Here is a 20,681-nt window from a genome sequence, read left to right as displayed (position 1 = left end):
GTGGGCAGCGAACGCATCACCCCAGGAGACACACCCCCATGATCACGCTGCATCACTGCGTCAGTGCCCGTTCATTCCGCCCCCTGTGGATGCTGGAGGAACTGGCCCTGCCCTACCGTTTGCGCATGCTGCCCTTTCCACCCCGGGTGTGGCAGCGCGAGTTCCTGGCGGACAACCCGCTGGGCACCGTGCCCTTGCTGGAGGACGGCGCCGTGCGCATGACCGAGTCGGCAGCCATCTGCCAGTACCTGACCAGCCGTGTGCCGGGCACCCCACTGGCGGTGACGCCCGACGAGCCTGACTACGCCCCTTGGCTGAACTGGTTGCACCAAGGCGAGGCCACCCTGACCTTTCCGCAGACCCTGGTCCTGCGCTATGGCCGATTCGAGCCGCCCGAGCGGCGCCAGCCCCAGGTCGTGGAGGATTACAGCCGCTGGTTTCTGGCCCGGCTCAAGGCGGTGGACGCGGCGCTGGCCACGGGTGCCCCCTGGCTGTGTGGGGGCCGATTCACGGCCGCCGATGTGTCGGTGGGTTACGCCTTGATGGTGGCCAGCCACCTGGGCCTGTTGGAACGCATGAGCCCGGCCATCCAGGCCTACTGGCAGCGCCTGCAGGATCGGCCGGCCTTCATCCGCGCCCTGGCGGCGCAACACCAGGCCGCCCTGGATCAGGGCGTGCCAACCACCCCGGCCCCTGAGACCGGGCCACCTGTCTGAAGCTAGGGCCTGTTAACACTGATTTCGCCGGATGCGTTGGAGATCCAAAAGGCCTAGCGCCAGGCGCCAACCGCAGCTGGGTCGGTGACCCAGCGAGGATTGGCAACGCCGCGATCGGCCTTTTGGGCTCCAACCCGAAGGGAAGCCGGCTGGCCAAGCGCCACTCGGCGTTGCGAGTCTTGCCCAGACGCCCGGTCTGGGCGGCGACACGCGCCTTGATTGGCGCTTGGCCAGCAGGCTTCGCACCGGCGAAATCAGTGTTAACAGGCCCCAGGCCGGCTCAGCAGCCCAGCAAAGCTGGCAGCTCGGCCATGCTGCGGAACACCTGCACCGCCCCCGCGGCCAACAAGGCGTCGCGGCTGTCGTGCAGGGTCTGGGCGGGCAGGTAGGCGAACACGGTGGCCCCGGCGGCCACGCCTGCCGTGACCCCGGTGACCGTGTCCTCAACCACGGCGCAACGGCGCGGGTCGGCCTGCAGATGGTCAGCCGCGGCCAGGTAGACATCCGGGGCGGGCTTGCTGCGCGGCATTTCGTGGCCGCTGAAAATGCGGCCCTCGAAATAAGGGCTCAGGCCCACCTTGTCGAGTTGCAGATTGACCTTGAACCGGTCTGCCCCCGAGGCGCAGGCGATGCGCCCCTGATGGTAGGCATGCACCCGCTCGACCGCACCATGCACATGCTCGACGGCGGTGAGCCGCTCGTTCAGGGCCGCATTGCGCCGGGCATAGAACTCGGCCATCCAGGCGTCGGTCAGGGGTTTGCCGGTGCGGGCCTCGATGTTGGCCCGCTCGTCACGCACGGCCTTGCCCACAAAGACACGGAAGCACTCTTCGGCACTCATCACCCAGCCCGACTCTTCGAGCATGTCGCGCAGCAGGCCATTGGTGATGGGCTCGCTGTCCACCAGCACACCATCGCAGTCGAACAGCACCGCATCAAATCGCATCATGGTTGAACTCCAAAATTCAAGACTGGCTTCAAGAGGGGCGGTCGGCTGGGAACTCGCCATCCACGTAATACCAGCGGGGCAAGCCCGGGCCATCGGCCACAGGCCGGGTTTCGCGCACAAAGCGACTGCGTTCATGCAGGCGCACCGCCCGGCCCTGCTCACGGTAGCGGGCCACGAACTCGACCTGGGCCCGATCGCCATCGGGCCAGTGGCCACGCAGCGCCAGGCCCAGCCAGCGCGGTGCGGGCTCGAAGTCCAACTCGGTGGGGCGGGTGTCAGGGTGCCAGGTGGCCAGCAGGTACTCGCGCCGCTGCAGCACAAAGGCGCTGTAGCGTGAGCGCATCAGGCTTTCGGCATCGGGCGCGGGTGCGTGATCAAAGTGGTCGACATAGCGGCCACAGCAATCCGCCCAGGCCAGAGGGCGGCTGCGAGGGTCCAGGCGACCGCAGGGGCAGGGATCAGAGGGGGCCATCACATTGACAGGCCGTTGCCGGCCAGGGCAAAGGCCCGGATTCTACGAGACGGCGGCCGGGGCGGCCGCCCCAGGGGTATCAGGCCAGGGCGCGCTGAATGATGATCTTCTGCACGTCGCTGGTGCCTTCGTAGATCTGGCACACGCGCACGTCGCGGTAAATGCGTTCCAGTGGAAAGTCTTTCACGTAGCCGTAGCCCCCCAGGGTCTGGATGGCCGCGCTGCAGACCTTCTCCGCCATTTCGCTGGCAAACAGCTTGGCCATGGCGGCCTCCTTGAGACAGGGGCGGCCGGCGTCGCGCAAGGCGGCGGCGTGCCAGATCAGCTGCCGGGCCGCCTCCAGTTGGGTGGCGCAGTCGGCCAGGCGAAAGCCCACCGCCTGGTGGTTGAAGATGGCCGTGCCAAAGCTCTCGCGCTGCTTGGCGTAGTCCACCGCCACTTCGAAGGCGCTTCGCGCCATGCCCAGGCTTTGCGCCGCAATGCCGATGCGCCCGCCTTCCAGGGCCGACAGGGCGATCTTGTAGCCCTCGCCTTCGGCCCCGATCAGGTTCTCGGCCGGGATGCGGCAGTGGTCGAAATTGATCTGGGCCGTGTCGCTGCTGTGCTGGCCCAGCTTGTCCTCCAGCCGAGCCACGACGTAGCCTGGGTTGTCGGTGGGCACCAGAAAAGCGCTCATGCCACGCTTGCCGGCCCCTTTGTCCGTGACCGCGATCACGATGGCCACATGGCCGTTCTGACCACTGGTGATGAACTGCTTGACGCCATGGATGACGTAGTCGTCGCCTTGCTTGACCGCGGTGGTGCGCAGGGCCGAGGCATCGCTGCCCACATGGGGTTCGGTCAGGCAGAAAGCGCCCAGCATGTGCCCCTGGGCCAGGGGCACCAGCCACTGCTGCTTCTGGGCCTCGTTGCCATAGCGCATCAGGATGGCGTTGACCGGGCAATTGGTAACGCTGATGGCGGTGCTGGTGCCGCCGTCGCCGGCGGCCACCTCTTCAAGCACCAGGGCCAGGCTCACATAGTCGAGCTCGGCGCCGCCATAGGCCTCAGGCACGCAGATGCCATAGGCCCCCAGCGCGGCCAGGCCCTGATGGGCCTCCTTGGGAAAGTGGTGCTCGCGGTCCCAGCGGGCGGCATGGGGCCAGAGTTGCTCGCGGGCGAAGTCGCGCACGGCGTCGCGGATCATTTCCTGGTCTTGGGTCAACAGCATTCTTGTCTCCTGGATCGTTGTTCTGGGGTGCTCCGGCTGGCGGAGGGTTTACCAATGGCTGGCGCGGCGGCCGTCGTGGTGCAGCAGGCGCCCCCGGTCGGCCTGGGTGAGGCCGGCCAGGGTGCGGCGCAGGCCCTGCACGCTTTGCTCAACCGTCAGCGGAGCGGACTCGCCGCCCATGTCGGTGCGCACCCAGCCCGGGTCGATGGTGACCAGGGTGGCGCGCGGGTAATCGTGCTGGGCCGCGGCCACTGCCATGTTGAGTGCGGCCTTGCTGACGCGGTACAGCCAGGCGCTGCTGTTGGGTACGCTGCCGATCTGGCTCATGGCGCTGGAGATGGCGGCAAACACACCGCCCGCCTCTTCGACCATGGGCATGACCTGGGGCAGCACCTGCATGGCGCCCAGCACATTGGGATGCATGACGGCATCGAAGTGCTCACGCGTGGGCGGTGAGAGCGCATTGCCGCGATCCATGACACCGGCCACATACAGGGCCAGGTCGATCTTTTCGCCATCCAGCTGCCACGACAGGCCACTGACGCTGGCCGGATCGGCCACGTCCAGCTTGAGCACCTGGGCGCCCAGCGTTTGCAGTTGGCTGCGCGCGGCCTCGCTGCGCACGGTGGCAATGACGCGCTCGCCGGCCGCCAGCGCCTGGCGGGCCAGTTCCAGGCCCAGGCCGCGGGAAGCGCCGATGATCAAGGTGGTGCTCATGGGAATGCTCCGTGAAACAGGCCTCGGGCTTCAGCCCAGGCCTTCCTGTTGCAATTGGGCCTGGTAGCGGGCCACCATCTCGGCCTGTGATTCGGGCGCGGTGGCCAGACCGATCTGGTCATGCAGCATCTCGCCCAAGGTGGGCAGCACGCTGCGCGGTTGCTGCGCCTCGGGCCGCCACAGGCGCGAACGCATGAGCGCTTTGGCGCAATGAAGGTAGGCCTCTTGCACCTGCACCTCGATGACCAGCCTGGGGGGCTGACGCCCTTGGGCAAAGCGCCGCGTGTACTCGGCCTCGTCGCGCAGGCGGGCCTGCCCATTGATGCGCAGGGTTTCGTCCACCCCCGGGATCATGAACAGCAGGCCGATGCGTGGGTCATGCACCAGGTTCTGCAAGGTATCGAGGCGGTTGTTGCCTGAGGAATCCGGCAACAGCAGGGTGTGCTCATCCAGCGTGTGCACAAAGCCGGGGGCGCCGCCACGCGGCGAGGCGTCCATCCACTGCCCCGGGGCGCCTGCGGAGGCCAGCACGCAAAAAGGCGACAGGCTGATGAAGCGCCGGGCGTGCCGGTCGAGTTGCGCCATCTGCTTGAGGCGCGGGCGCTCGGCCGGCGCTGGGTACAGCGCACGCAGTTGCTCCAGGGTACGGATCATGGAACGCCTCAGACGCGGGTCAGAGCAGTTCGACCGCCATGGCCGTGGCCTCGCCACCACCGATGCACAGGGTGGCCAGGCCGCGCTTCTTGCCGCGGGCCTTCAAGGCATGCAGCAGCGTGACGATGATGCGGGCACCGCTGGCCCCGATGGGGTGGCCCAGGGCGCAGGCCCCACCATGGACGTTGACGATGTCGTGCGGCAGTTTCAACTCAGTCATCAGTGCCATGGGCACCACGGCAAAAGCCTCGTTGATTTCCCAGAGGTCCACCTGGTCGGCCGACCAGCCGGCCTTGGCCAGGGCCTTTTGAGTGGCTCCCAGCGGAGCGGTGGCAAACCATTCGGGCTCCTGGGCGTGGGTGGCATGGCTGACGATGCGGGCCAGGGGTTGGCAGCCCAGCTTCTGAGCGGTGGACGCGCGCATCATCACCAGGGCGGCGGCACCATCGTTGATCGACGAGCTGGAGGCGGCGGTGATGGTGCCGTCCTTCTTGAACGCGGGCTTCAGGCCGGGGATCTTGTCGAGCTTGACCTTGCCCGGGCCCTCATCCACCGAGATCACGGTCTCGCCGGCCCGCGACTTGACCGTGACGGGGGCGATTTCGGCCGCAAAGGCGCCGGATTCGGTGGCGGCCTTGGCGCGCTGCACGCTGGTGACGGCGAAGTGGTCCTGCTGTTCACGTGTGAAGCTGTATTTGGCGGCACAGTCTTCGCCGAAAGTGCCCATGGAGCGGCCGGGTTCGTAGGCGTCTTCCAGGCCGTCGAGCATCATGTGGTCAAAGATACGGTCGTGGCCCATGCGGTAGCCGCCCCGGCCCTTTTGCAGCAGGTAGGGGGCGTTGGTCATGCTTTCCATGCCGCCGGCCACCATCACGTCATGGGTGCCGGCCAGCAGCATGTCATGCGCGAACATGGCGGCCTTCATGCCCGAACCGCACATCTTGGACAGGGTGACGGCCCCGGCCCCCTTGGGCAGACCGCCCTTGAACGCGGCCTGGCGGGCCGGGGCCTGGCCCTGGCCTGCCATCAGGCAGTTGCCGAACAGCACCTCACCCACCGCATCGGGGGAGACGCCCGCGCGCTCGATGGCCGCACGGATGGCGACGCCGCCCAGATCGTGGGCCGCGAGGCTGCTGAAGTCGCCCTGGAAGCTGCCCATGGGGGTACGGGCGGCGCCGACGATGACGATGGATTCGGACATGTTGATCTCCTGATGTTGGATGGGCTTGCTCGGATGAAAAGACGCCCTCATGAAGCCAGGCTGGCCTGCGAGGGTGAAAAGCGCCTGCTGCGCTCGTAGGGGAAGATGTCGTGCACGTGGCCGGCCTGGATGCGCTCTTTGTGCTGTTGCCAGAAGCTGACGTCAAGCAAGTCGGCGTGGTGCTGCATGAAGACTTCGCGCACCGCGGGATGGCCCAGCAGAAAGGGGGCGAAGGTCTCGGGAAACACGTCGCGCGGGCCCACGCTGTACCAGATCTCGCCCGAGAGTTCGTCTTCCTCATGGCGGGGCTCAGGCACGCGGCGAAAGTTGCAGTCGGTGATGTACTCAATTTCGTCGTAGTCGTAGAAGACCACCTTGCCGTTGCGCGTGATGCCGAAGTTCTTCCACAGCATGTCGCCCGGGAAGATGTTGGCCGCCACCAGGTCCTTGATGGCCTTGCCGTATTCGATGACGCTGCGCTCGATCTGGGCCCGCGCGGCCGGATGCTCCAGCCCCTGGTCGAAGGCTTCTTGCAGGTACAGGTTGAGTGGAATCATGCGGCGCTCGATGTAGAGGTGCTTGATGATGACCTCGGTGCGACCATCGCCGTCGCGGTCGCTGATTTCGAGCTGGCTGGGAGCGAACTTCTGGATTTCGGCGATCAACTCGTCACTGAAGCGCTCGCGTGGAAAGGCTACCTCGCTGTACTCCAGCGTGTCGGCCATGCGCCCCACCCGGTCGTGTTGCTTGACCAGCAGGTACTTGCCCTTGATCTGCTCGCGGGTGGTGTCTTTGGGGGGCGGGAAGTAGTCTTTGATGAGCTTGAAGACGAAGGGAAACGAGGGCAGATCGAACACCAGCATGACCATGCCCTTGATGCCGGGTGCGATGCGGAAGCGGTCGGTGGAATGACGCAGATGGGCCAGGAAATCGCGGTAGAACAGCGTCTTGCCCTGCTTGGCAAGCCCCAGCGCGTTGTAGATCTCGGCCCGGGGCTTGCGCGGCATCAGGGAGCGCAGAAACTGCACGTAGGCCGAAGGGATCTCCATGTCGACCATGAAATAGGCACGAGCAAAGCTGAACAGCATCTGCAAGTCGTCCTCGCCGAACAGGGCCGCATCGATGCGCAACTGGCCGCGGCTGTTGTGCAGGATGGGCAGGGCGAAGGGCAGCTCATTGAATCCGTTGATGAGTTTGCCCACGACATAGGCGCCCTTGTTGCGAAAAAACAGACTCGACAGGACCTGGATCTGGAAGTTGGCGCGCAGTTTGACCTCGCCCAGGCGCAGGTGCAGGGCCTGCAGCACACTGGCCACATCGCGGGGCAGGTCTTCGAACTCGCGCTGCAGCCGGAAATGCTCGATGAGCTGGGTCAGCACCTCGGGCAGGGTGGCGCGCGAGGGGTAGTAGGCCCGAAAGCTGGGCTGGGCGCCGGGTTCGTCGTTTTCGATGTACTCGGTGCTGACCGCGGGGCGCACAAAGATGAAGTCGTTGTGGAAATGGGTGCGGTGCAGGATCTTGGTGGTGACCGAGTTGAAGAAGGTCTCGGCGAGTTCAGGCTGGTGGTGGTCCACCAGCAGCCCGATGTAATGCAGCTTGACCTGTTGCCACACATCCATGGGCTGCGCGCCGGCCTTGAACTCTTTCTCAAGCCGCATCACGCATTCCTTGACGCGCAGGCCATAGAACTCGATGCGTTCGCGCTGGGCACGTTGTTGGCCGTGCCAGTCGCAGGTCTCGAAGCGGTGCTTGGCGCGGGCCGATTCGGTGCGGAACAGGCGGTAATGGCGGTTGAAGCCGTCCATCATGGCCTTTGCGATGCCATGGGCCTGGGGGGCGTCAAGCCGGGATGGGAACATGGCTCTCGCCCCGCCGCTCAGAAACTCAGACGCCGACGCCGCGCGGGTAGCGCTTGAGCCCGTTGCGGAACATGGGCATCACATCGTCGGGGCCTTGCATGCTGACGTGCAGGTCATTGACCAGGCCATCCTTGAGGCCATAGCACCAGCCGTGCAAGGCCAGCTTCTGGCCCCGGTGCCAGGCGTCTTGCACGACATTGGTCAGGGCCACGTTGCCGACCTGCTCGATGACGTTCATCTCGCACAGGACATCCTCTTGCTCGGCCAGGCTCAGGTGATCCAGGCGGCGACGATGACGCACCTTGACGTCATGTACATGACGCAGCCAGTTGTCCGCCAGACCAACACGCATGCCGCGCAAGGTAGCCAGCACGCCACCACAGCCATAGTGCCCGACCACCATGATGTGCTCGACCTTGAGGTAATCGACCGCGAACTGAATCACCGACAAGGCGTTCAGATCGGAATGCACCACCACGTTCGCCACATTGCGATGCACGAACACTTCGCCCGGATCCAGCCCCGTGATCTCATTGGCAGGCACTCGGCTGTCGGAGCAGCCGATCCACAGGTACTTGGGGTTTTGCTGCTGGGCCAGTTGGCTGAAAAAACCAGGGCGGGCCTGCTCCATTCGGGCCGCCCAAACGCGGTTGTTGTCGATCAGATGCTGAAGGCTGGAGGAAGAAGTCATGCGGCGATGTTAGCGGCTGTGCATGTCAGGTGCTTGAGGCTCAGCAAGTCTCCGCAAAGAGCTCGCGGCCAATCAGCATGCGGCGGATCTCGCTGGTGCCGGCGCCGATCTCGTAGAGTTTGGCGTCGCGCCACAGGCGGCCCAGAGGGTATTCATTGATGTAGCCATTGCCACCGAAGATCTGCACGCCCTCACCCGCCATCCAGGTGGCCTTTTCGGCGCACCACAGGATGACGCTGGCGCAGTCTTTGCGCACCTGGCGAACGTGCTCGGTGCCCAGCAGATCGAGGTTCTTGGCCACGGTGTAGGCAAACGAACGGCCGGCCTGCAGCACGGTGTACATGTCGGCCACCTTGCCCTGGATGAGCTGGAACTCACCAATGCTCTGGCCGAACTGCTTGCGGTCATGGATGTAGGGGATGACGTTGTCCATCACCGACTGCATGATGCCCAACGGGCCACCGGTGAGCACGGCACGCTCGTAGTCAAGGCCGCTCATGAGCACCTTGGCGCCCATGTTGAGGCCGCCCAGGATGTTCTCGGCCGGCACTTCGACGTTATTGAACACCAGCTCGCCCGTGTGGCTGCCGCGCATGCCGAGCTTGTCGAGCTTTTGCGCGATGCTGAAGCCCTTCATGCCCTTCTCGATCAGGAACGCGGTGACGCCACGGGCGCCCAGCTCGGGTTCGCTCTTGGCGTAGACCACCAGGGTGTCGGCGTCGGGGCCGTTGGTGATCCACATCTTGTTGCCATTGAGCAGGTAGTAGCCGCCCTTGTCTTCAGCCTTGAGTTTCATGCTGATGACGTCGGAGCCAGCGCCGGGCTCGCTCATGGCCAGAGCGCCCACGTGCTCGCCGGAGATCAGCTTGGGCAGGTACTTGGCTTTCTGGGCTTCGGTGCCATTGCGGTTGATCTGATTCACGCAGAGGTTGCTGTGCGCACCATACGACAAGCCGACCGAGGCGCTGGCACGGGAGATCTCTTCCATGGCCACCATGTGAGCCAGGTAGCCCATGTTGGCACCGCCATAGCTTTCAGGCACGGTGATGCCCAAGACACCCAGATCACCCATCTTGCGCCACAGGTCCATGGGGAACTGGTCGTTGCGGTCGATTTCGGCCGCGCGCGGGGCGATCTCGGCCTGGGCAAAGTCGCGCACCGCGTCGCGCAGGGCATCGATGTCGTCGCCAAGTTGGAAGTTGAGGCCGGGCAGGTTCATGGAAGTCTCCTTGGAATTCAGTATTTTTGAGGGACCGGTGCCAGCGTCTGCTGCATCACCGCACAGGATTGACGGCGCCCATCGGGCGCCACGTGAAAGAGTTCGGCCGTGGTCACGATGACCCGCTTGCCTGGACGCACCACGCGGCCCAACGCGTGAAGTTCGCCACCGTTGAAGCTGGCCAGAAAGTTGATCTTGTACTCGACCGTGACCACCTCCAGCCCCTCATCAAGCACCGACAGGCCCGCGTAGCCGCCGGCGATGTCCGCCAGGGCGCCCATGGCCCCACCATGGAAGCCCCCTTGCTGCTGGGTGACCCGATCGGAATAGGGCAAGGCGATCTCGCACAAGCCGGGCTCGACCCGCAGCAGGCGCGCCCCCAGGTGCTGCATCAGCCCCTGACGGGCCAGACTGGCTTCGATGCGGGCATGCAGGGCGTTGGGGACTGCAGCCTCGTCGGAAGTGGATCGGTTCATGGGCCGGCAGCTTAATTGACGTTTACGTAAACGTCAATCAGTGAAAGACTGCGAAAGGTCTCAGCGGATCAGGCGGCGCGACGCTTGCGAGTGGAGGACACGCCGATCGGGGCTTGAGGCGACGCCGCCGGCCCCGTGTCCCCCTCGGCCCCCTGCCCTTTGCTGGCTTTGGCAAGCAGGGCCCGGGCCTCCTTCTCGTGCACCTTGACCTCTTCAAGGTTGGCCTGCAGATCGGCCATCTGCTCTTCGAGTTGACGGCGGTGCCCGGCCAGCACATCGAGAAATTTACGCAACTGCGGTCCGGTGTCCCGCGGGCTGTCATACATGTCGATGATTTCACGCGCCTCCGACAGGGACAAGCCCAGGCGCTTGGCCCGCAACGTGAGCTTCAGGCGGGTGCGGTCGCGGGCGGTGTAGATGCGGGTGCGACCGCCAGGCCCCTCACGCAGCGGTTGCAGCAGCCCCATGTCCTCATAAAAGCGCATGGCGCGGGTGGTGAGGTCGAATTCGTGGGCGAGGTCGCTGATGGTGTAAGTGGTGGCCATGGAAAAAACAGATCGAATCGGTAGCACGGCGGTGACATCTGCCCTGTGCACGCCTGCCTAGAATGAGCCGATTACAGCTGACGCTTACGTCAACGTCAATCCTGGCGAACGCCGCGTCAAAGCCCTGACACAAGTCCAAACGAAGGCCCCACACCATGAACTCCCTCGAACTGGAACTGGACTACCCTCTCGGCGAGACCTTGCCCGAATCCGGCCACACCCTGGAAGTGGCGCCTGGGGTGCGGTGGATTCGCATGGCGCTGCCTTTTGCGCTGAACCACATCAACCTGTGGCTGCTCGCCGACGAGCTGGATGGGGTGAAAGGCTGGACGGTGGTGGACTGCTGCATTGCCAGCGACGACGCCAAGACCACCTGGGAACAGATTTTTGCCACGCAATTGCAAGGGCGCCCCATCCTGCGCGTGCTGGTGACCCACATGCACCCGGATCATGTCGGACTGGCGCATTGGCTGTGCGAACGCTGGAACGCCCCCCTTTGGATGAGCGCCACCGACTATTACGCTGCCCGCCTGGGTTCGCAGAGCACCACGGGCTTCGGCGGGCCTGATGCCGCGGGATTTTTTGCAAGCCATGGGCTGAGCGACCCCGAGGCCGTGGACAAGATACGTGGGCGCACCCGCTATTACCCCAGCATGGTGCCCGCCATGCCGAGCCGCTTTCACCGGCTCATGGACGGCGCCTCTGTGCGCATTGGCGCCCACGACTGGCAATGCATCAGCGGCTATGGCCATGCCCCGGAGCACATGGCCCTGCACTGCCCTACGCTGGGCGTTCTGCTGGGTGGGGACATGATGCTGCCGCGCATCTCGACCAATGTGAGCGTGTTCGACATCGAGCCCGAGTCGAACCCCTTGAAGCTGTTTCTGGATTCAGTGGATCGATTTGCCACGCTGCCGGCGGACACCCTGACGCTGCCATCCCACGGCAAACCCTTCCGTGGCCTGCATCAGCGCATCCGGCAGCTCCATGATCACCACCGCGACCGCTTGAGCGAGGTGATGCAAGCCTGCCAGGAACACCCCTGCTGCGGCGCCGACATCCTGCCGGTGATGTTCAAACGGCCGCTGGATTTGCACCAGACCACTTTTGCCATGGGCGAAGCCGTGGCCCACCTGCATGCACTGTGGTTTCAAGGCCTGCTGCGGCGGGAACTGGGCGCGGACGGGATTTACCGCTTCAGCGCGGTATCAAGCTGAGGCCTTTGCGCGCACCGCGCAGGTTCAGGCAAACACGTCGGCCTGAGCCAAAGGCACACCCTGTGCATCCTTGGCCGACAGACGGGGGGGCTCCCCCAGATCGGGCCACTGAACCCCCAGGGTGGGGTCGTTCCAGGCAATGCAGCGCTCGTATTGCGGCGCATAGTAGTCGGTGGTCTTGTACAGAAAGTCGGCGCTTTCACTGGTCACCACAAAGCCATGCGCAAAGCCGGCCGGCACCCACAACTGGCGGTGGTTGTCCTCACTCAACTCCACGCCCACCCATTGGCCGAAAGTGGGCGAGCTTTTGCGGATGTCCACCGCCACATCGAACACCGAGCCGCGCACCACGCGCACCAGCTTGCCCTGGGCCTGCTGCAACTGGTAATGCAACCCACGCAACACGCCCTGGGTCGATCGGCTGTGGTTGTCCTGCACAAATTCGACTTGCAGGCCGGTGGCCTCGTTGAAGGCCTTCTGGTTGAAGCTTTCGAAGAAGAAGCCTCGGGCATCGCCAAATACTTTGGGCTCAAGGATCAGGACTTCGGGAATGGCGGTGGGGATGACGTTCATGATGGGGCTTAATCTTTGAGCAGGCGCAGCAGGTATTGGCCGTAGCCGTTCTTGGCCAAGGGTTGGGCCAGGCGCTCAAGCTGTTCACTGGTGATGAACCCGTTGCGCCAGGCAATCTCTTCGGGGCAGGCCACCTTCAGGCCTTGGCGGCGCTCCAACGTGGCGATGAACTGGCCCGCCTCCAGCAGGCTGTCGTGGGTGCCGGTGTCGAGCCAGGCGTAGCCACGCTTCATGATCTGCACGTTGAGTTGGCCACGCTGCAGGTAGGTTTCATTGACGGTGGTGATCTCCAGCTCGCCGCGGGCGCTGGGGCGGATGCTCTTGGCGATGTCCACCACCTGCTGGTCGTAGAAGTACAAGCCCGTGACCGCGTAATTGCTCTTGGGGACCGGGGGCTTTTCTTCGATGCTGCTGGCCTTGCCACTCTTGTCAAAGGCCACCACGCCGTAACGTTCAGGATCGGTGACGTGGTAGGCGAACACGGTGGCACCGGCCGTCTGCGCATCGGCATTGGCCAACAGGGGGCCAAAGTCATGGCCATAGAAGATGTTGTCGCCCAGCACCAGGGCACTCGGGTGGTTGCCGACAAACTGCTCACCGATGATGAAGGCCTGGGCCAACCCGTCGGGGCTGGGTTGAACGGCGTACTGCAGGTTCAGACCCCATTGGCTGCCGTCGCCCAGCAGTTGCTGGAAGCGGGGGGTGTCTTGCGGGGTGCTGATGAGCAGGATGTCGCGCATGCCCGCCAGCATCAGGGTGCTGAGCGGGTAGTACACCATGGGCTTGTCGTACACCGGCAGCAGCTGCTTGCTGATGGCCAGCGTGGCCGGGTGCAGTCGGGTGCCGGAGCCCCCGGCGAGGATGATGCCTTTGCGTTGCGTGGTCATGATGTGTGGTTCTCCCTGAAGTTCTTGCCGGTTCGCTCAGGCCTGGGTCGGCAGCGAGGCCGGCAGGATTTCGTCGAGCATGCGGGCCACGCCCTGCTGCCAGTCGGGCAAGGCCAGGTCAAACGCGCTTTGCAGTTTGGCCGTGCTCAGGCGCGAGTTGTTCGGGCGCCGTGCTGGCGTGGGGAAGGCACTGGTGGGCACAGGGGCGATACCGTCTTCTGGCGTCTTGAGGGCCACACCAGCACGGCGTGCATGCTCGATCACAAAGCGGGCATACCCATGCCAGCTGGTCTGGCCTGCGGCCACGGCGTGGTACAGGCCTGAGAGTTCGGGGCGTACTTGCACGGCACGGATGGCGTGGGCACTGAGGTCGGCCAGCAGGTCGGCCCCGGTGGGGGCGCCGAACTGATCATCGATCACGGTCAGGCGTTCGCGCTCGGCCGCCAGGCGCAGCATGGTCTTGGCAAAGTTGCCACCGCGTGCGGCGTACACCCAACTGGTGCGAAAGATCAGATGGCGGGCACCGCTTTGCTGGATCAGTTGCTCGCCTTCGCGCTTGGTGCGGCCATAGACGCTGAGCGGGCCGGTGGCATCGCCCTCGTGCCAGGGCGCATCGCCGCTGCCGTCAAACACATAGTCGGTGCTGTAGTGGACCAGGGTGGCGCCCAGTTGGGCCGCCTCGCGGGCCAGCGCGCCGGGGGCCAGGGCGTTGAGGGTTCGCGCCAGTTCGGGCTCGCTCTCAGCACGATCGACTGCGGTGTGGGCGGCGGCGTTGACGATGACGTTGGGACGCAAGGCACGCACGGTGGCAGCCAGGTCGTCCAGCCGGCTGAGGTCGCCGCAGTGTTCGGTGCTGTGGCGATCCAGTGCCGTGATCCGGCCCAGCGGGGCCAGGCTGCGTTGCAGCTCCCAGCCCAGTTGACCGTTTTTGCCCAGCAGCAGGATGTGCAGGCTCATACGGCGCCTTCGCTGGCGTATTGTTTTTGCACCCAGTCGCGGTAGGCGCCGCTTTGCACATGGCTCACCCAGTCCTCATGGCTGAGGTACCACTGCACGGTTTTGCGGATGCCGGACTCAAAGGTTTCTGCCGGCTTCCAGCCCAGTTCACGCTCAAGCTTGCGGGCGTCGATGGCGTAGCGGCGGTCGTGGCCGGGGCGGTCTTTGACGTAGGTGATCTGCTCGCGGTAAGGTTTGCCGTCGCTGCGGGGGCGCAGTTCATCAAGCAGCGCACACACGGTGTGCACGATGTCGAGGTTGGGCTTTTCGTTCCAACCGCCCACGTTGTAGGTCTCGCCCACGCGCCCGCCCTCGAGCACACGCCGGATCGCGCTGCAGTGGTCTTTCACATACAGCCAGTCGCGCACCTGCTGGCCATCACCATAGATGGGCAAGGGCTTGCCCGCCAGCGCGTTGACGATCATCAGCGGGATGAGCTTTTCCGGGAAATGGTAGGGGCCGTAGTTGTTGGAGCAGTTGGTGGTGAGCACCGGCAGCCCGTAGGTGTGGTGCCAGGCGCGCACCAGGTGGTCACTGGCAGCCTTGCTGGCCGAGTAGGGGCTGTTGGGCTCGAAGGGGTTGTCTTCAGTGAACGCGGGGTCGGTGGGCGACAGTGACCCATAGACCTCGTCGGTCGAGACGTGCAGAAAACGGAAACTGGCTTTTTGCTCTGCAGCCAGGCCATTCCAGTAGCCGCGCACCGATTCGAGCAGGCGCAAGGTGCCAACAACGTTGGTCTGGATGAAGTCTTCTGGGCCATGGATGGAGCGGTCCACGTGCGATTCGGCCGCAAAGTTGATCACGGCCCGGGGCTGATGCACCCGCAGCAGCTCGTCGACCAAGGCGCTGTCGCCGATGTCACCGTGCGCGAAGTGGTGGCGGCCATCGCCTTCGAGCGAGGCCAGGTTCTCGCGGTTGCCCGCGTAGGTCAGCTTGTCGAGGTTGACCACAGGCTCATCGCTCTGAGCCAGCCAATCGAGCACGAAATTGGCGCCAATGAAGCCTGCGCCGCCGGTTACGAGAATCATCTGTCTGCCCTGGATGGAGTCGGCTCAGCCGGAGCCAAAGTGCCGGATTATCTCATTTGACGTCCGGACTCCGACGTCCGCTTCGGGCCCGACGCCGCCAACTGGGTGCGCTCACGCCGGACCGGGGCTAGCAAGATCCCTAGTATCTGTACCCGCCTCGCTGGGCTAGAGTGAAATCAGATTTCGAAAAATACTGGGAGACGACTTCATGGTGAAAAAGGCGCCTCGCAGAACTGCCGAGCGAATCCTCGAAGTCACGCTCGATCTATTCAATCGGTTTGGTGAACCCAACGTCTCGACGACGCTGATCGCTGGTGCTCTGGGCATCAGCCCCGGAAATTTGTACTACCACTTTCCGGCAAAGGACGAACTGGTCAATGCGTTGTCCGACCGCTACGAAGCCGAGTTGCGTCCTTTGCTACAGGATGTCTCAAGCATCAACGACCTGGAGGGGACCAAGCGCTCGCTTCATCTGCTTTTCGAATTGAACTGGTCTCATCGGTTCCTGTTTCGCGATCTCAACGATTTGCTGAGTAAGAACCGCCACTTGGAAACCCAATTGCAGAAAATTCAGATCGATTCATCGAGTGCACTGATGGGGCTGTTGCAGCGTCTCAGGGCTGGCGGAACCCTTCAAATGAATGCCGATCAAGTGGAAGTGACTACATCAAACCTGATGGTGGTGCTCAATTATTGGCTCAGCTATGAATATGTCCAGTCTCCACGTCTTGCGTCCAGCCCGGAGCAAGGAAAACTCAGCACTGCGCGTGGCGTCCTGCAAGCGCTGAGTTTGCTGATCCCCTGGCTGGGAACAGCCGAACGAGAACGCCTCCAAGAGCCTCTCATGTGCGAGCGCGGCAACACGCTTGACGTCACGACTTCCTAAGGAGACAAGCAATGGCAACCTGGTCCCCATTTCCACATCCGGGTCTGTTCAGCTTCACAGCGGATTCCGTGAAAAGATCCTGGGCAGTACTGCATGCGGGCGATTCTGAACCTCTGCCCCGTAGCCCTTTGCTGTTGCAAGCCTGGGCATACTTCCACAATGGTGATTTTTCGGCAGCCAGAACGCTGGGCCTGGAAGCGGCAGCCACTGGCGAAACAGGCGGAATGACCGTCGCCAACAAAGCCACCTGCATCTATGCCTGCTATCTCGAAAAAAGTGAGCACGCACGCCTTGATTTGTTCATGGATGTCGCTCAGCGTGCGGGTGTGCAAACGGTACATGCTCCTCAGGATCAGAATGCGTGGTTTTTGCTGGCTTACGCATTGGGGCGGTACAGCCAAGCCATCAGTGTCGCCAAAGCTTTGGCTCAAGGCTTGGGCAGCAAAGTCAAAGAGTCTCTTGAACGAACCCTGGAGCTCTGTCCCAAGCATGTTGAAGCACGCATAGCGCTGGGATCATTTCATGCCGAAGTCATCGACAAGGTAGGGGCCTTGATAGGTGGGATGACCTACGGCGCGCGCAAAGATGTCGGGCTGCAACTTTTGGCAGAGGCATTGCAACAAAATCCGGACTCGGCAGCGGGTCTGGTGGAGTATGCCGACGCACTGGTCATGTTGAATGGCGAAGCCTGTCATGACCAAGCAAATCAACTCTACGAACGTGCGGCCAGCTGTGTGCCTGTCGACGCCATGGAGGCGCTCTATTGCGAGTTGGCCAGAACCGAGTTGGCAACCCATTGAGCCATAGGCCCAATGCCAATCAAGCTTGGTCAGCGCTGGAAAATCTGCGAGCCGCGATTTCCAACAAGCCGTCAAAGATGAGATTGTCCACCAGTTCGCACTCAACCGACATGCTCGGCGCCATCTTCCATCCAGCACCGCCCGTCATCACACATTGCGGCTCCTGCCCGCAGTGCATCCTCAGGTGATCGACCATGCGTGCCACCGCCCCGGCAATCGCATAAGTTCCACCGCTGGTCAATGCATCACTGGTATTGGTTGGAAAAAGCTTGACCTCACCCGTCGGGACATGAAGACCTGCGGTACCTGATTCAAGGGCACGGAGCATGATCCCGTGACCAGGAAGAATCAGCCCCCCCAAAAACACGCCTTCTGGATCAATTGCCTCCACCGTCACGGCCGTTCCGACCATGACCACAATCAACGGCGCGCGCTCTCCGCGGCTCAACATGCGATGTCGGGCGCCAATCATGGCGACCCAGCGATCAGAACCCAGTCGGGTTGGATGGTCATACCCATTGTGCATCCCGGCTTCACCCTGAGTTGAGACCACCCACTTTGGCGGCACATCCCAGATTTCCATCTGCTCCTCGACCCGCCGCTTGACCGCCTCGCCGGCAACTATGCAGCCCAGCATGCGGTCTGGTGGGGTCAAAGAAGCCCACGCATGGTCGGCTAATTTGTCAACGTTCTCCAGAAACTCAGCGCCTTGCGCCAACACGGTCGCCCCTCGGTGTGGGGCTTCATACAGCGCCCACTTGAGGCGTGTGTTTCCGACATCTATAGCAAGGAAGCTCATAGAGCCAATTATGGCTACTTTCAGGAACTTACCTGTCCTGCAAATTACTTAAGGAGCACACTTGCCCCAGCACTGAATCGCCCCGGGTTTTGCGGAGGCTCAACACTCTGAGAGGATTGAGCCATGACGAAGTCAAACAAGTTTTCACCCGAGGTGCGCGAGCGTGCCGTACGTATGGTGCAAGAGCACCGTGGCGAGTACCCATCGCTGTGGGCAGCCATCGAGTCCATCGCGCCAAAGATCGGCTGTGTACCGCAGACCTTGAACGAATGGGTCAAACGTGCTGAGGTGGATGCAGGCGTGCGTGAAGGCGTCACAACCACTGAGGCTCAACGCATGAAGGAACTGGAGCGTGAGGTCAAGGAGCTGCGCCGGGCCAACGAGATACTCAAGCTGGCCAGTGCGTTTTTCGCCCAGGCGGAGCTCGACCGCCGGCTGAAGTCTTGAGAGCCTTCGTCGACAAGCATCGTGATGCCTATGGGGTCGAGCCGCTCTGCAAGGTCTTGCAGGTTGCCCCTTCTGCGTATCGACGACATGCGGCGTTGCTAAGCGCGCCCCACAAGCGCTGTGCTCGGGCTTTGCGTGATGAGGTCCTGTGCCCGCAGATTCTGCGTGTTTGGCGAGCCAATATGCAGGTCTACGGCGCCGACAAGGTATGGCGCCAACTGAGCCGCGAAGGGGTGAGACCGTGGCCCGCTGCACAGTCGAGCGGCTGATGCGCAAGCTGGGGTTGCGCGGGGTGATGCGGGGCAAGGTCGTGCGAACCACTGTCAGTGACGGCAAGGCGCCATGCCCGTTGGATCGGGTCAAGCGTCAGTTCAGAGCCGAGCGACCGAACCAGTTGTGGGTCAGCGACTTCACCTACGTTTCGACCTGGCAGGGCTGGCTGTACGTGGCCTTTGTCATCGACGTGTTTGCCCGGCGCATTGTGGGCTGGCGGGTGAGCAGCTCGATGCGCACGGACTTTGTGCTCGATGCACTGGAGCAAGCCCTATATGCCCGCCAGCCTGAGCGCGATGGAAGCCTGATATGCCACAGCGACCGCGGGTCGCAATACGTCAGCATTCGGTACTCCGAACGACTAGCTGAAGCGGGCATAGAACCTTCCGTGGGCAGCAAAGGCGATAGCTATGACACTCAGTTCCAATGTCCCCGGACGCCGACGTGATCTGACCCGAGCTACGACTGGCCGTGCTGCCTTTGCGTTGACCTGTCGATCACGTCGGATGTTCCCCCGAGCGCTGTCGGGCTCAATGCACGTGACCTAATAGGAGCCTTGTTCTGCACCATGAGTGTCCTGTCCCGCTATTGAGTTTGGTGGCGCCTTCTGCAACACAGAGGAGCTTGTGTGAATCAGGACGAAGTCATTCTTGGCGTTGATACGCATTTGGACGTACATGTCGGCGCAGTGATCAGCTGCACTGGCCGGCTGCTTGGGACGCAGGCCGTAGAAACGACCGCTGCCGGCTATTTGAAGCTGCTGGACTGGGCTCGATCATTCGGACAATTGCGTCGTGCCGGTGTGGAGGGTACGGCCACCTACGGTGCTGGATTGACGCGACTGATGCGCGATCATGGGGTCGAGGTGTTCGAAGTAAACCGCCCCGACCGCTCCGCGCGGCGGACGCGTGGCAAATCCGACCCCACAGACGCTGAAAGCGCTGCATGTGCCGTTCTCGCAGGCCGTGCGACAGCCGTCCCTAAACAGCAGTCTGGCGCTGCGTACACGATGCGCGCTGTCTCAGCGGCGCGCCGGAGCGCGGTGAAGGCCAGGACGCAGACCATCAACCAGTTGCGCGGAATTCTGGTCAGCGCGCCGCAAGACATTCGAGATCGTTTGCTGCGTCCCAACGCTGAGGATTGCGTGAACATGTGCTCCAAAGTGAGATCGCTGGGGGCTGAGCCCTTGCTGCAGTCTCTGCTAGCAACCCTGCGTCTCCTGGCGAAGCGTTGGCTGGCGTTGAAAGCGGAGGTCAAGGTTCTGGATGCGGAGCTCGAGCAACTCACCTGCCAGCATGCTTCGCGGCTTCGGCAGAAGTTTGGAGTCGGTGCCCAAACCGCTGCTGTCCTGGTTTGCGTGGCTGGAGACAACCCGGATCGACTGAAGAGCGAGGCCTCTCTGGCAGCCCTCTGCGGGGTCAGTCCCTTGCAAGCCTCATCCGGAAAGACCAAGCGCCATCGCTTGAATCGAGGCGGCGACCGTTCCGCGAACAATGCTCTCTGGACCATTGCGATGGTCCGAATGCGAAGTGACCCGCGTACACGCGAGTACGTCGCTCGCCGAACGGCGCAAGGGCTGTCGACCAAGGAGATCCAGCGGTGCCTGAAGCGGTACATCGTGCGCGAGCTGTACCCGTTGATATTGGGTGATCTGGGCCGGCCACCCAGCACCCCTTGACATAGGAGCGTCAACGCCTTGGCCGAGACTATCAACGGCCTCTACAAGGCTGAGTTAATACATCGCCGGGCGCCATGGAAAACAAAGGAAGCAGTGGAGTTTGCAACTCTCGAATGGGTGTCATGGTTTAACCACCATCGCCTGCTTGAATCCATCGGGTACATCCCGCCTGCCGAAGCTGAGGCAAACTACTATCGGCAACTCGCCAGTCAGAACACCGCGATGGTGGCCTGACTTAAACCAAACAGCCTCCTCGAAACCCGGGGCGATTCAGCACCGAGTGAAGCACCACCGCATGATGTGAGACCAAAGTAAGCAACCGGCCAAGTCATCTATCCAGAGCCCTCGCCATAAGGTATTCATGTCCACGCCAATCAGCGCGGACATG

The 20,681-nt window shown here is 63.1% G+C and carries 20 protein-coding genes, 3 pseudogenes and 1 other annotated feature; of the genes and pseudogenes, 7 read left to right on the top strand and 16 right to left on the bottom strand.

Features of this window, described 5'->3' with window-relative positions; genetic code table 11:
- Positions 1-38 precede the first annotated feature (38 nt).
- Positions 39-716, top strand: coding sequence for a glutathione S-transferase family protein (locus AC07PT_RS09545; RefSeq protein ID WP_494656536.1), 678 nt, complete (start codon positions 39-41; stop codon positions 714-716).
- Between the two features lie 280 nt (positions 717-996).
- Here AC07PT_RS09545 and AC07PT_RS09540 read toward each other — a convergent pair whose 3' ends face one another.
- From AC07PT_RS09540 to AC07PT_RS09490, 11 genes and pseudogenes are all read right to left on the bottom strand, one after another.
- A complete protein-coding gene (locus AC07PT_RS09540) occupies positions 997-1,662 on the bottom strand; it encodes an HAD family hydrolase (protein WP_494656714.1) in 666 nt (221 codons plus the stop codon).
- 31 nt (positions 1,663-1,693) lie between these two features.
- On the bottom strand, positions 1,694-2,137 hold the full coding sequence (locus AC07PT_RS09535) for a YchJ family protein (RefSeq protein WP_492347422.1): 444 nt from the start codon (positions 2,135-2,137) through the stop codon (positions 1,694-1,696).
- Positions 2,138-2,216: 79 nt separating this feature from the next.
- On the bottom strand, positions 2,217-3,347 hold the full coding sequence (locus tag AC07PT_RS09530) for an acyl-CoA dehydrogenase family protein (RefSeq protein ID WP_492347423.1): 1,131 nt from the start codon (positions 3,345-3,347) through the stop codon (positions 2,217-2,219).
- 48 nt (positions 3,348-3,395) lie between these two features.
- Complete coding sequence (locus AC07PT_RS09525) at positions 3,396-4,064, bottom strand: SDR family oxidoreductase (protein WP_492347424.1); 669 nt, start codon at positions 4,062-4,064, stop codon at positions 3,396-3,398.
- 30 nt (positions 4,065-4,094) lie between these two features.
- Positions 4,095-4,718 (bottom strand): pyridoxamine 5'-phosphate oxidase family protein, encoded by a 624-nt coding sequence (locus AC07PT_RS09520; protein WP_494656535.1) that lies wholly within the window; start codon positions 4,716-4,718, stop codon positions 4,095-4,097.
- 19 nt (positions 4,719-4,737) lie between these two features.
- Positions 4,738-5,919, bottom strand: a complete 1,182-nt coding sequence (locus AC07PT_RS09515) for an acetyl-CoA C-acyltransferase (RefSeq protein WP_492347426.1) — start codon at positions 5,917-5,919, stop codon at positions 4,738-4,740.
- A gap of 47 nt (positions 5,920-5,966) precedes the next feature.
- Entirely contained in the window at positions 5,967-7,778 is a 1,812-nt protein-coding gene (gene aceK, locus AC07PT_RS09510) for a bifunctional isocitrate dehydrogenase kinase/phosphatase (protein WP_492347427.1), read from the bottom strand.
- Between the two features lie 25 nt (positions 7,779-7,803).
- Complete coding sequence (can, locus tag AC07PT_RS09505; RefSeq protein ID WP_492347428.1) at positions 7,804-8,469, bottom strand: carbonate dehydratase; 666 nt, start codon at positions 8,467-8,469, stop codon at positions 7,804-7,806.
- A 40-nt stretch (positions 8,470-8,509) separates the two neighbouring features.
- The gene (locus AC07PT_RS09500; protein WP_494656534.1) at positions 8,510-9,688 is read right to left on the bottom strand and encodes an isovaleryl-CoA dehydrogenase; all 1,179 of its coding nucleotides are present in this window, start codon (positions 9,686-9,688) and stop codon (positions 8,510-8,512) included.
- A gap of 17 nt (positions 9,689-9,705) precedes the next feature.
- Positions 9,706-10,164, bottom strand: coding sequence for a PaaI family thioesterase (locus tag AC07PT_RS09495; RefSeq protein WP_492347430.1), 459 nt, complete (start codon positions 10,162-10,164; stop codon positions 9,706-9,708).
- Between the two features lie 149 nt (positions 10,165-10,313).
- Positions 10,314-10,709, bottom strand: a pseudogene (locus AC07PT_RS09490) (MerR family transcriptional regulator); the annotation flags it as partial.
- 155 nt (positions 10,710-10,864) lie between these two features.
- Here AC07PT_RS09490 and AC07PT_RS09485 point away from each other — a divergent pair.
- Positions 10,865-11,926 (top strand): MBL fold metallo-hydrolase, encoded by a 1,062-nt coding sequence (locus AC07PT_RS09485; protein WP_494656533.1) that lies wholly within the window; start codon positions 10,865-10,867, stop codon positions 11,924-11,926.
- Positions 11,927-11,950: 24 nt separating this feature from the next.
- On the opposite strand, the gene rfbC is transcribed toward AC07PT_RS09485, so the two are convergent.
- The 4 genes from rfbC to rfbB are packed head-to-tail and all read right to left on the bottom strand — an operon-like array spanning position 11,951 to position 15,410.
- Positions 11,951-12,499, bottom strand: a complete 549-nt coding sequence (gene rfbC, locus AC07PT_RS09480) for a dTDP-4-dehydrorhamnose 3,5-epimerase (protein WP_492347432.1) — start codon at positions 12,497-12,499, stop codon at positions 11,951-11,953.
- An 8-nt stretch (positions 12,500-12,507) separates the two neighbouring features.
- Positions 12,508-13,386, bottom strand: a complete 879-nt coding sequence (gene rfbA / locus AC07PT_RS09475; RefSeq protein WP_492346574.1) for a glucose-1-phosphate thymidylyltransferase RfbA — start codon at positions 13,384-13,386, stop codon at positions 12,508-12,510.
- Between the two features lie 36 nt (positions 13,387-13,422).
- Positions 13,423-14,337: a dTDP-4-dehydrorhamnose reductase gene (gene rfbD / locus AC07PT_RS09470; protein WP_494656713.1), complete on the bottom strand. Its 915-nt coding sequence runs from the start codon at positions 14,335-14,337 to the stop codon at positions 13,423-13,425.
- 2 nt (positions 14,338-14,339) lie between these two features.
- A complete protein-coding gene (rfbB, locus tag AC07PT_RS09465; protein ID WP_494656532.1) occupies positions 14,340-15,410 on the bottom strand; it encodes a dTDP-glucose 4,6-dehydratase in 1,071 nt (356 codons plus the stop codon).
- Positions 15,411-15,618: 208 nt separating this feature from the next.
- Here rfbB and AC07PT_RS09460 point away from each other — a divergent pair, with 208 nt between their 5' ends.
- A complete protein-coding gene (locus AC07PT_RS09460; protein ID WP_492347435.1) occupies positions 15,619-16,296 on the top strand; it encodes a TetR/AcrR family transcriptional regulator in 678 nt (225 codons plus the stop codon).
- 11 nt (positions 16,297-16,307) lie between these two features.
- The gene (locus tag AC07PT_RS09455) at positions 16,308-17,096 is read left to right on the top strand and encodes a tetratricopeptide repeat protein (RefSeq protein WP_492347436.1); all 789 of its coding nucleotides are present in this window, start codon (positions 16,308-16,310) and stop codon (positions 17,094-17,096) included.
- Positions 17,097-17,115: 19 nt separating this feature from the next.
- Here AC07PT_RS09455 and AC07PT_RS09450 read toward each other — a convergent pair whose 3' ends face one another.
- A complete protein-coding gene (locus AC07PT_RS09450) occupies positions 17,116-17,895 on the bottom strand; it encodes a type III pantothenate kinase (RefSeq protein WP_494656531.1) in 780 nt (259 codons plus the stop codon).
- A 123-nt stretch (positions 17,896-18,018) separates the two neighbouring features.
- On the opposite strand from AC07PT_RS09450, the pseudogene AC07PT_RS09445 reads away from it, so the two are divergent.
- The 3 genes and pseudogenes from AC07PT_RS09445 to AC07PT_RS09435 form a co-directional block, all read left to right on the top strand.
- A pseudogene (locus tag AC07PT_RS09445) lies at positions 18,019-19,030 on the top strand (IS3 family transposase); the annotation flags it as partial.
- Positions 18,297-18,413: a sequence feature (AL1L pseudoknot), on the top strand. Its footprint overlaps the pseudogene before it by 117 nt.
- A 213-nt stretch (positions 19,031-19,243) precedes the next feature.
- On the top strand, positions 19,244-20,293 hold the full coding sequence (locus AC07PT_RS09440; protein WP_494656530.1) for an IS110 family RNA-guided transposase: 1,050 nt from the start codon (positions 19,244-19,246) through the stop codon (positions 20,291-20,293).
- Positions 20,294-20,305: 12 nt separating this feature from the next.
- Positions 20,306-20,527: pseudogene (locus tag AC07PT_RS09435) on the top strand (integrase core domain-containing protein); the annotation flags it as partial.
- Positions 20,528-20,681 lie beyond the last annotated feature (154 nt).

The organism is Curvibacter sp. GW821-FHT09D12 (assembly GCF_059416245.1).
This window is presented reverse-complemented; position numbering and strand designations above follow the sequence as displayed.

Coding starts and splice junctions, on each gene's coding strand:
- AC07PT_RS09500 (WP_494656534.1), bottom strand. CDS start 9,688: ATGAACCTGCCCGGCCTCAACTTCCAACTTGGCGACGACATCGATGCC.
- AC07PT_RS09460 (WP_492347435.1), top strand. CDS start 15,619: ATGGTGAAAAAGGCGCCTCGCAGAACTGCCGAGCGAATCCTCGAAGTC.
- AC07PT_RS09515 (WP_492347426.1), bottom strand. CDS start 5,919: ATGTCCGAATCCATCGTCATCGTCGGCGCCGCCCGTACCCCCATGGGC.
- AC07PT_RS09455 (WP_492347436.1), top strand. CDS start 16,308: ATGGCAACCTGGTCCCCATTTCCACATCCGGGTCTGTTCAGCTTCACA.
- rfbB (WP_494656532.1), bottom strand. CDS start 15,410: ATGATTCTCGTAACCGGCGGCGCAGGCTTCATTGGCGCCAATTTCGTG.
- AC07PT_RS09450 (WP_494656531.1), bottom strand. CDS start 17,895: ATGAGCTTCCTTGCTATAGATGTCGGAAACACACGCCTCAAGTGGGCG.
- rfbA (WP_492346574.1), bottom strand. CDS start 13,386: ATGACCACGCAACGCAAAGGCATCATCCTCGCCGGGGGCTCCGGCACC.
- aceK (WP_492347427.1), bottom strand. CDS start 7,778: ATGTTCCCATCCCGGCTTGACGCCCCCCAGGCCCATGGCATCGCAAAG.
- AC07PT_RS09520 (WP_494656535.1), bottom strand. CDS start 4,718: ATGATCCGTACCCTGGAGCAACTGCGTGCGCTGTACCCAGCGCCGGCC.
- can (WP_492347428.1), bottom strand. CDS start 8,469: ATGACTTCTTCCTCCAGCCTTCAGCATCTGATCGACAACAACCGCGTT.
- AC07PT_RS09530 (WP_492347423.1), bottom strand. CDS start 3,347: ATGCTGTTGACCCAAGACCAGGAAATGATCCGCGACGCCGTGCGCGAC.
- AC07PT_RS09525 (WP_492347424.1), bottom strand. CDS start 4,064: ATGAGCACCACCTTGATCATCGGCGCTTCCCGCGGCCTGGGCCTGGAA.
- AC07PT_RS09545 (WP_494656536.1), top strand. CDS start 39: ATGATCACGCTGCATCACTGCGTCAGTGCCCGTTCATTCCGCCCCCTG.
- AC07PT_RS09540 (WP_494656714.1), bottom strand. CDS start 1,662: ATGCGATTTGATGCGGTGCTGTTCGACTGCGATGGTGTGCTGGTGGAC.
- rfbC (WP_492347432.1), bottom strand. CDS start 12,499: ATGAACGTCATCCCCACCGCCATTCCCGAAGTCCTGATCCTTGAGCCC.
- AC07PT_RS09495 (WP_492347430.1), bottom strand. CDS start 10,164: ATGAACCGATCCACTTCCGACGAGGCTGCAGTCCCCAACGCCCTGCAT.
- AC07PT_RS09485 (WP_494656533.1), top strand. CDS start 10,865: ATGAACTCCCTCGAACTGGAACTGGACTACCCTCTCGGCGAGACCTTG.
- AC07PT_RS09535 (WP_492347422.1), bottom strand. CDS start 2,137: ATGGCCCCCTCTGATCCCTGCCCCTGCGGTCGCCTGGACCCTCGCAGC.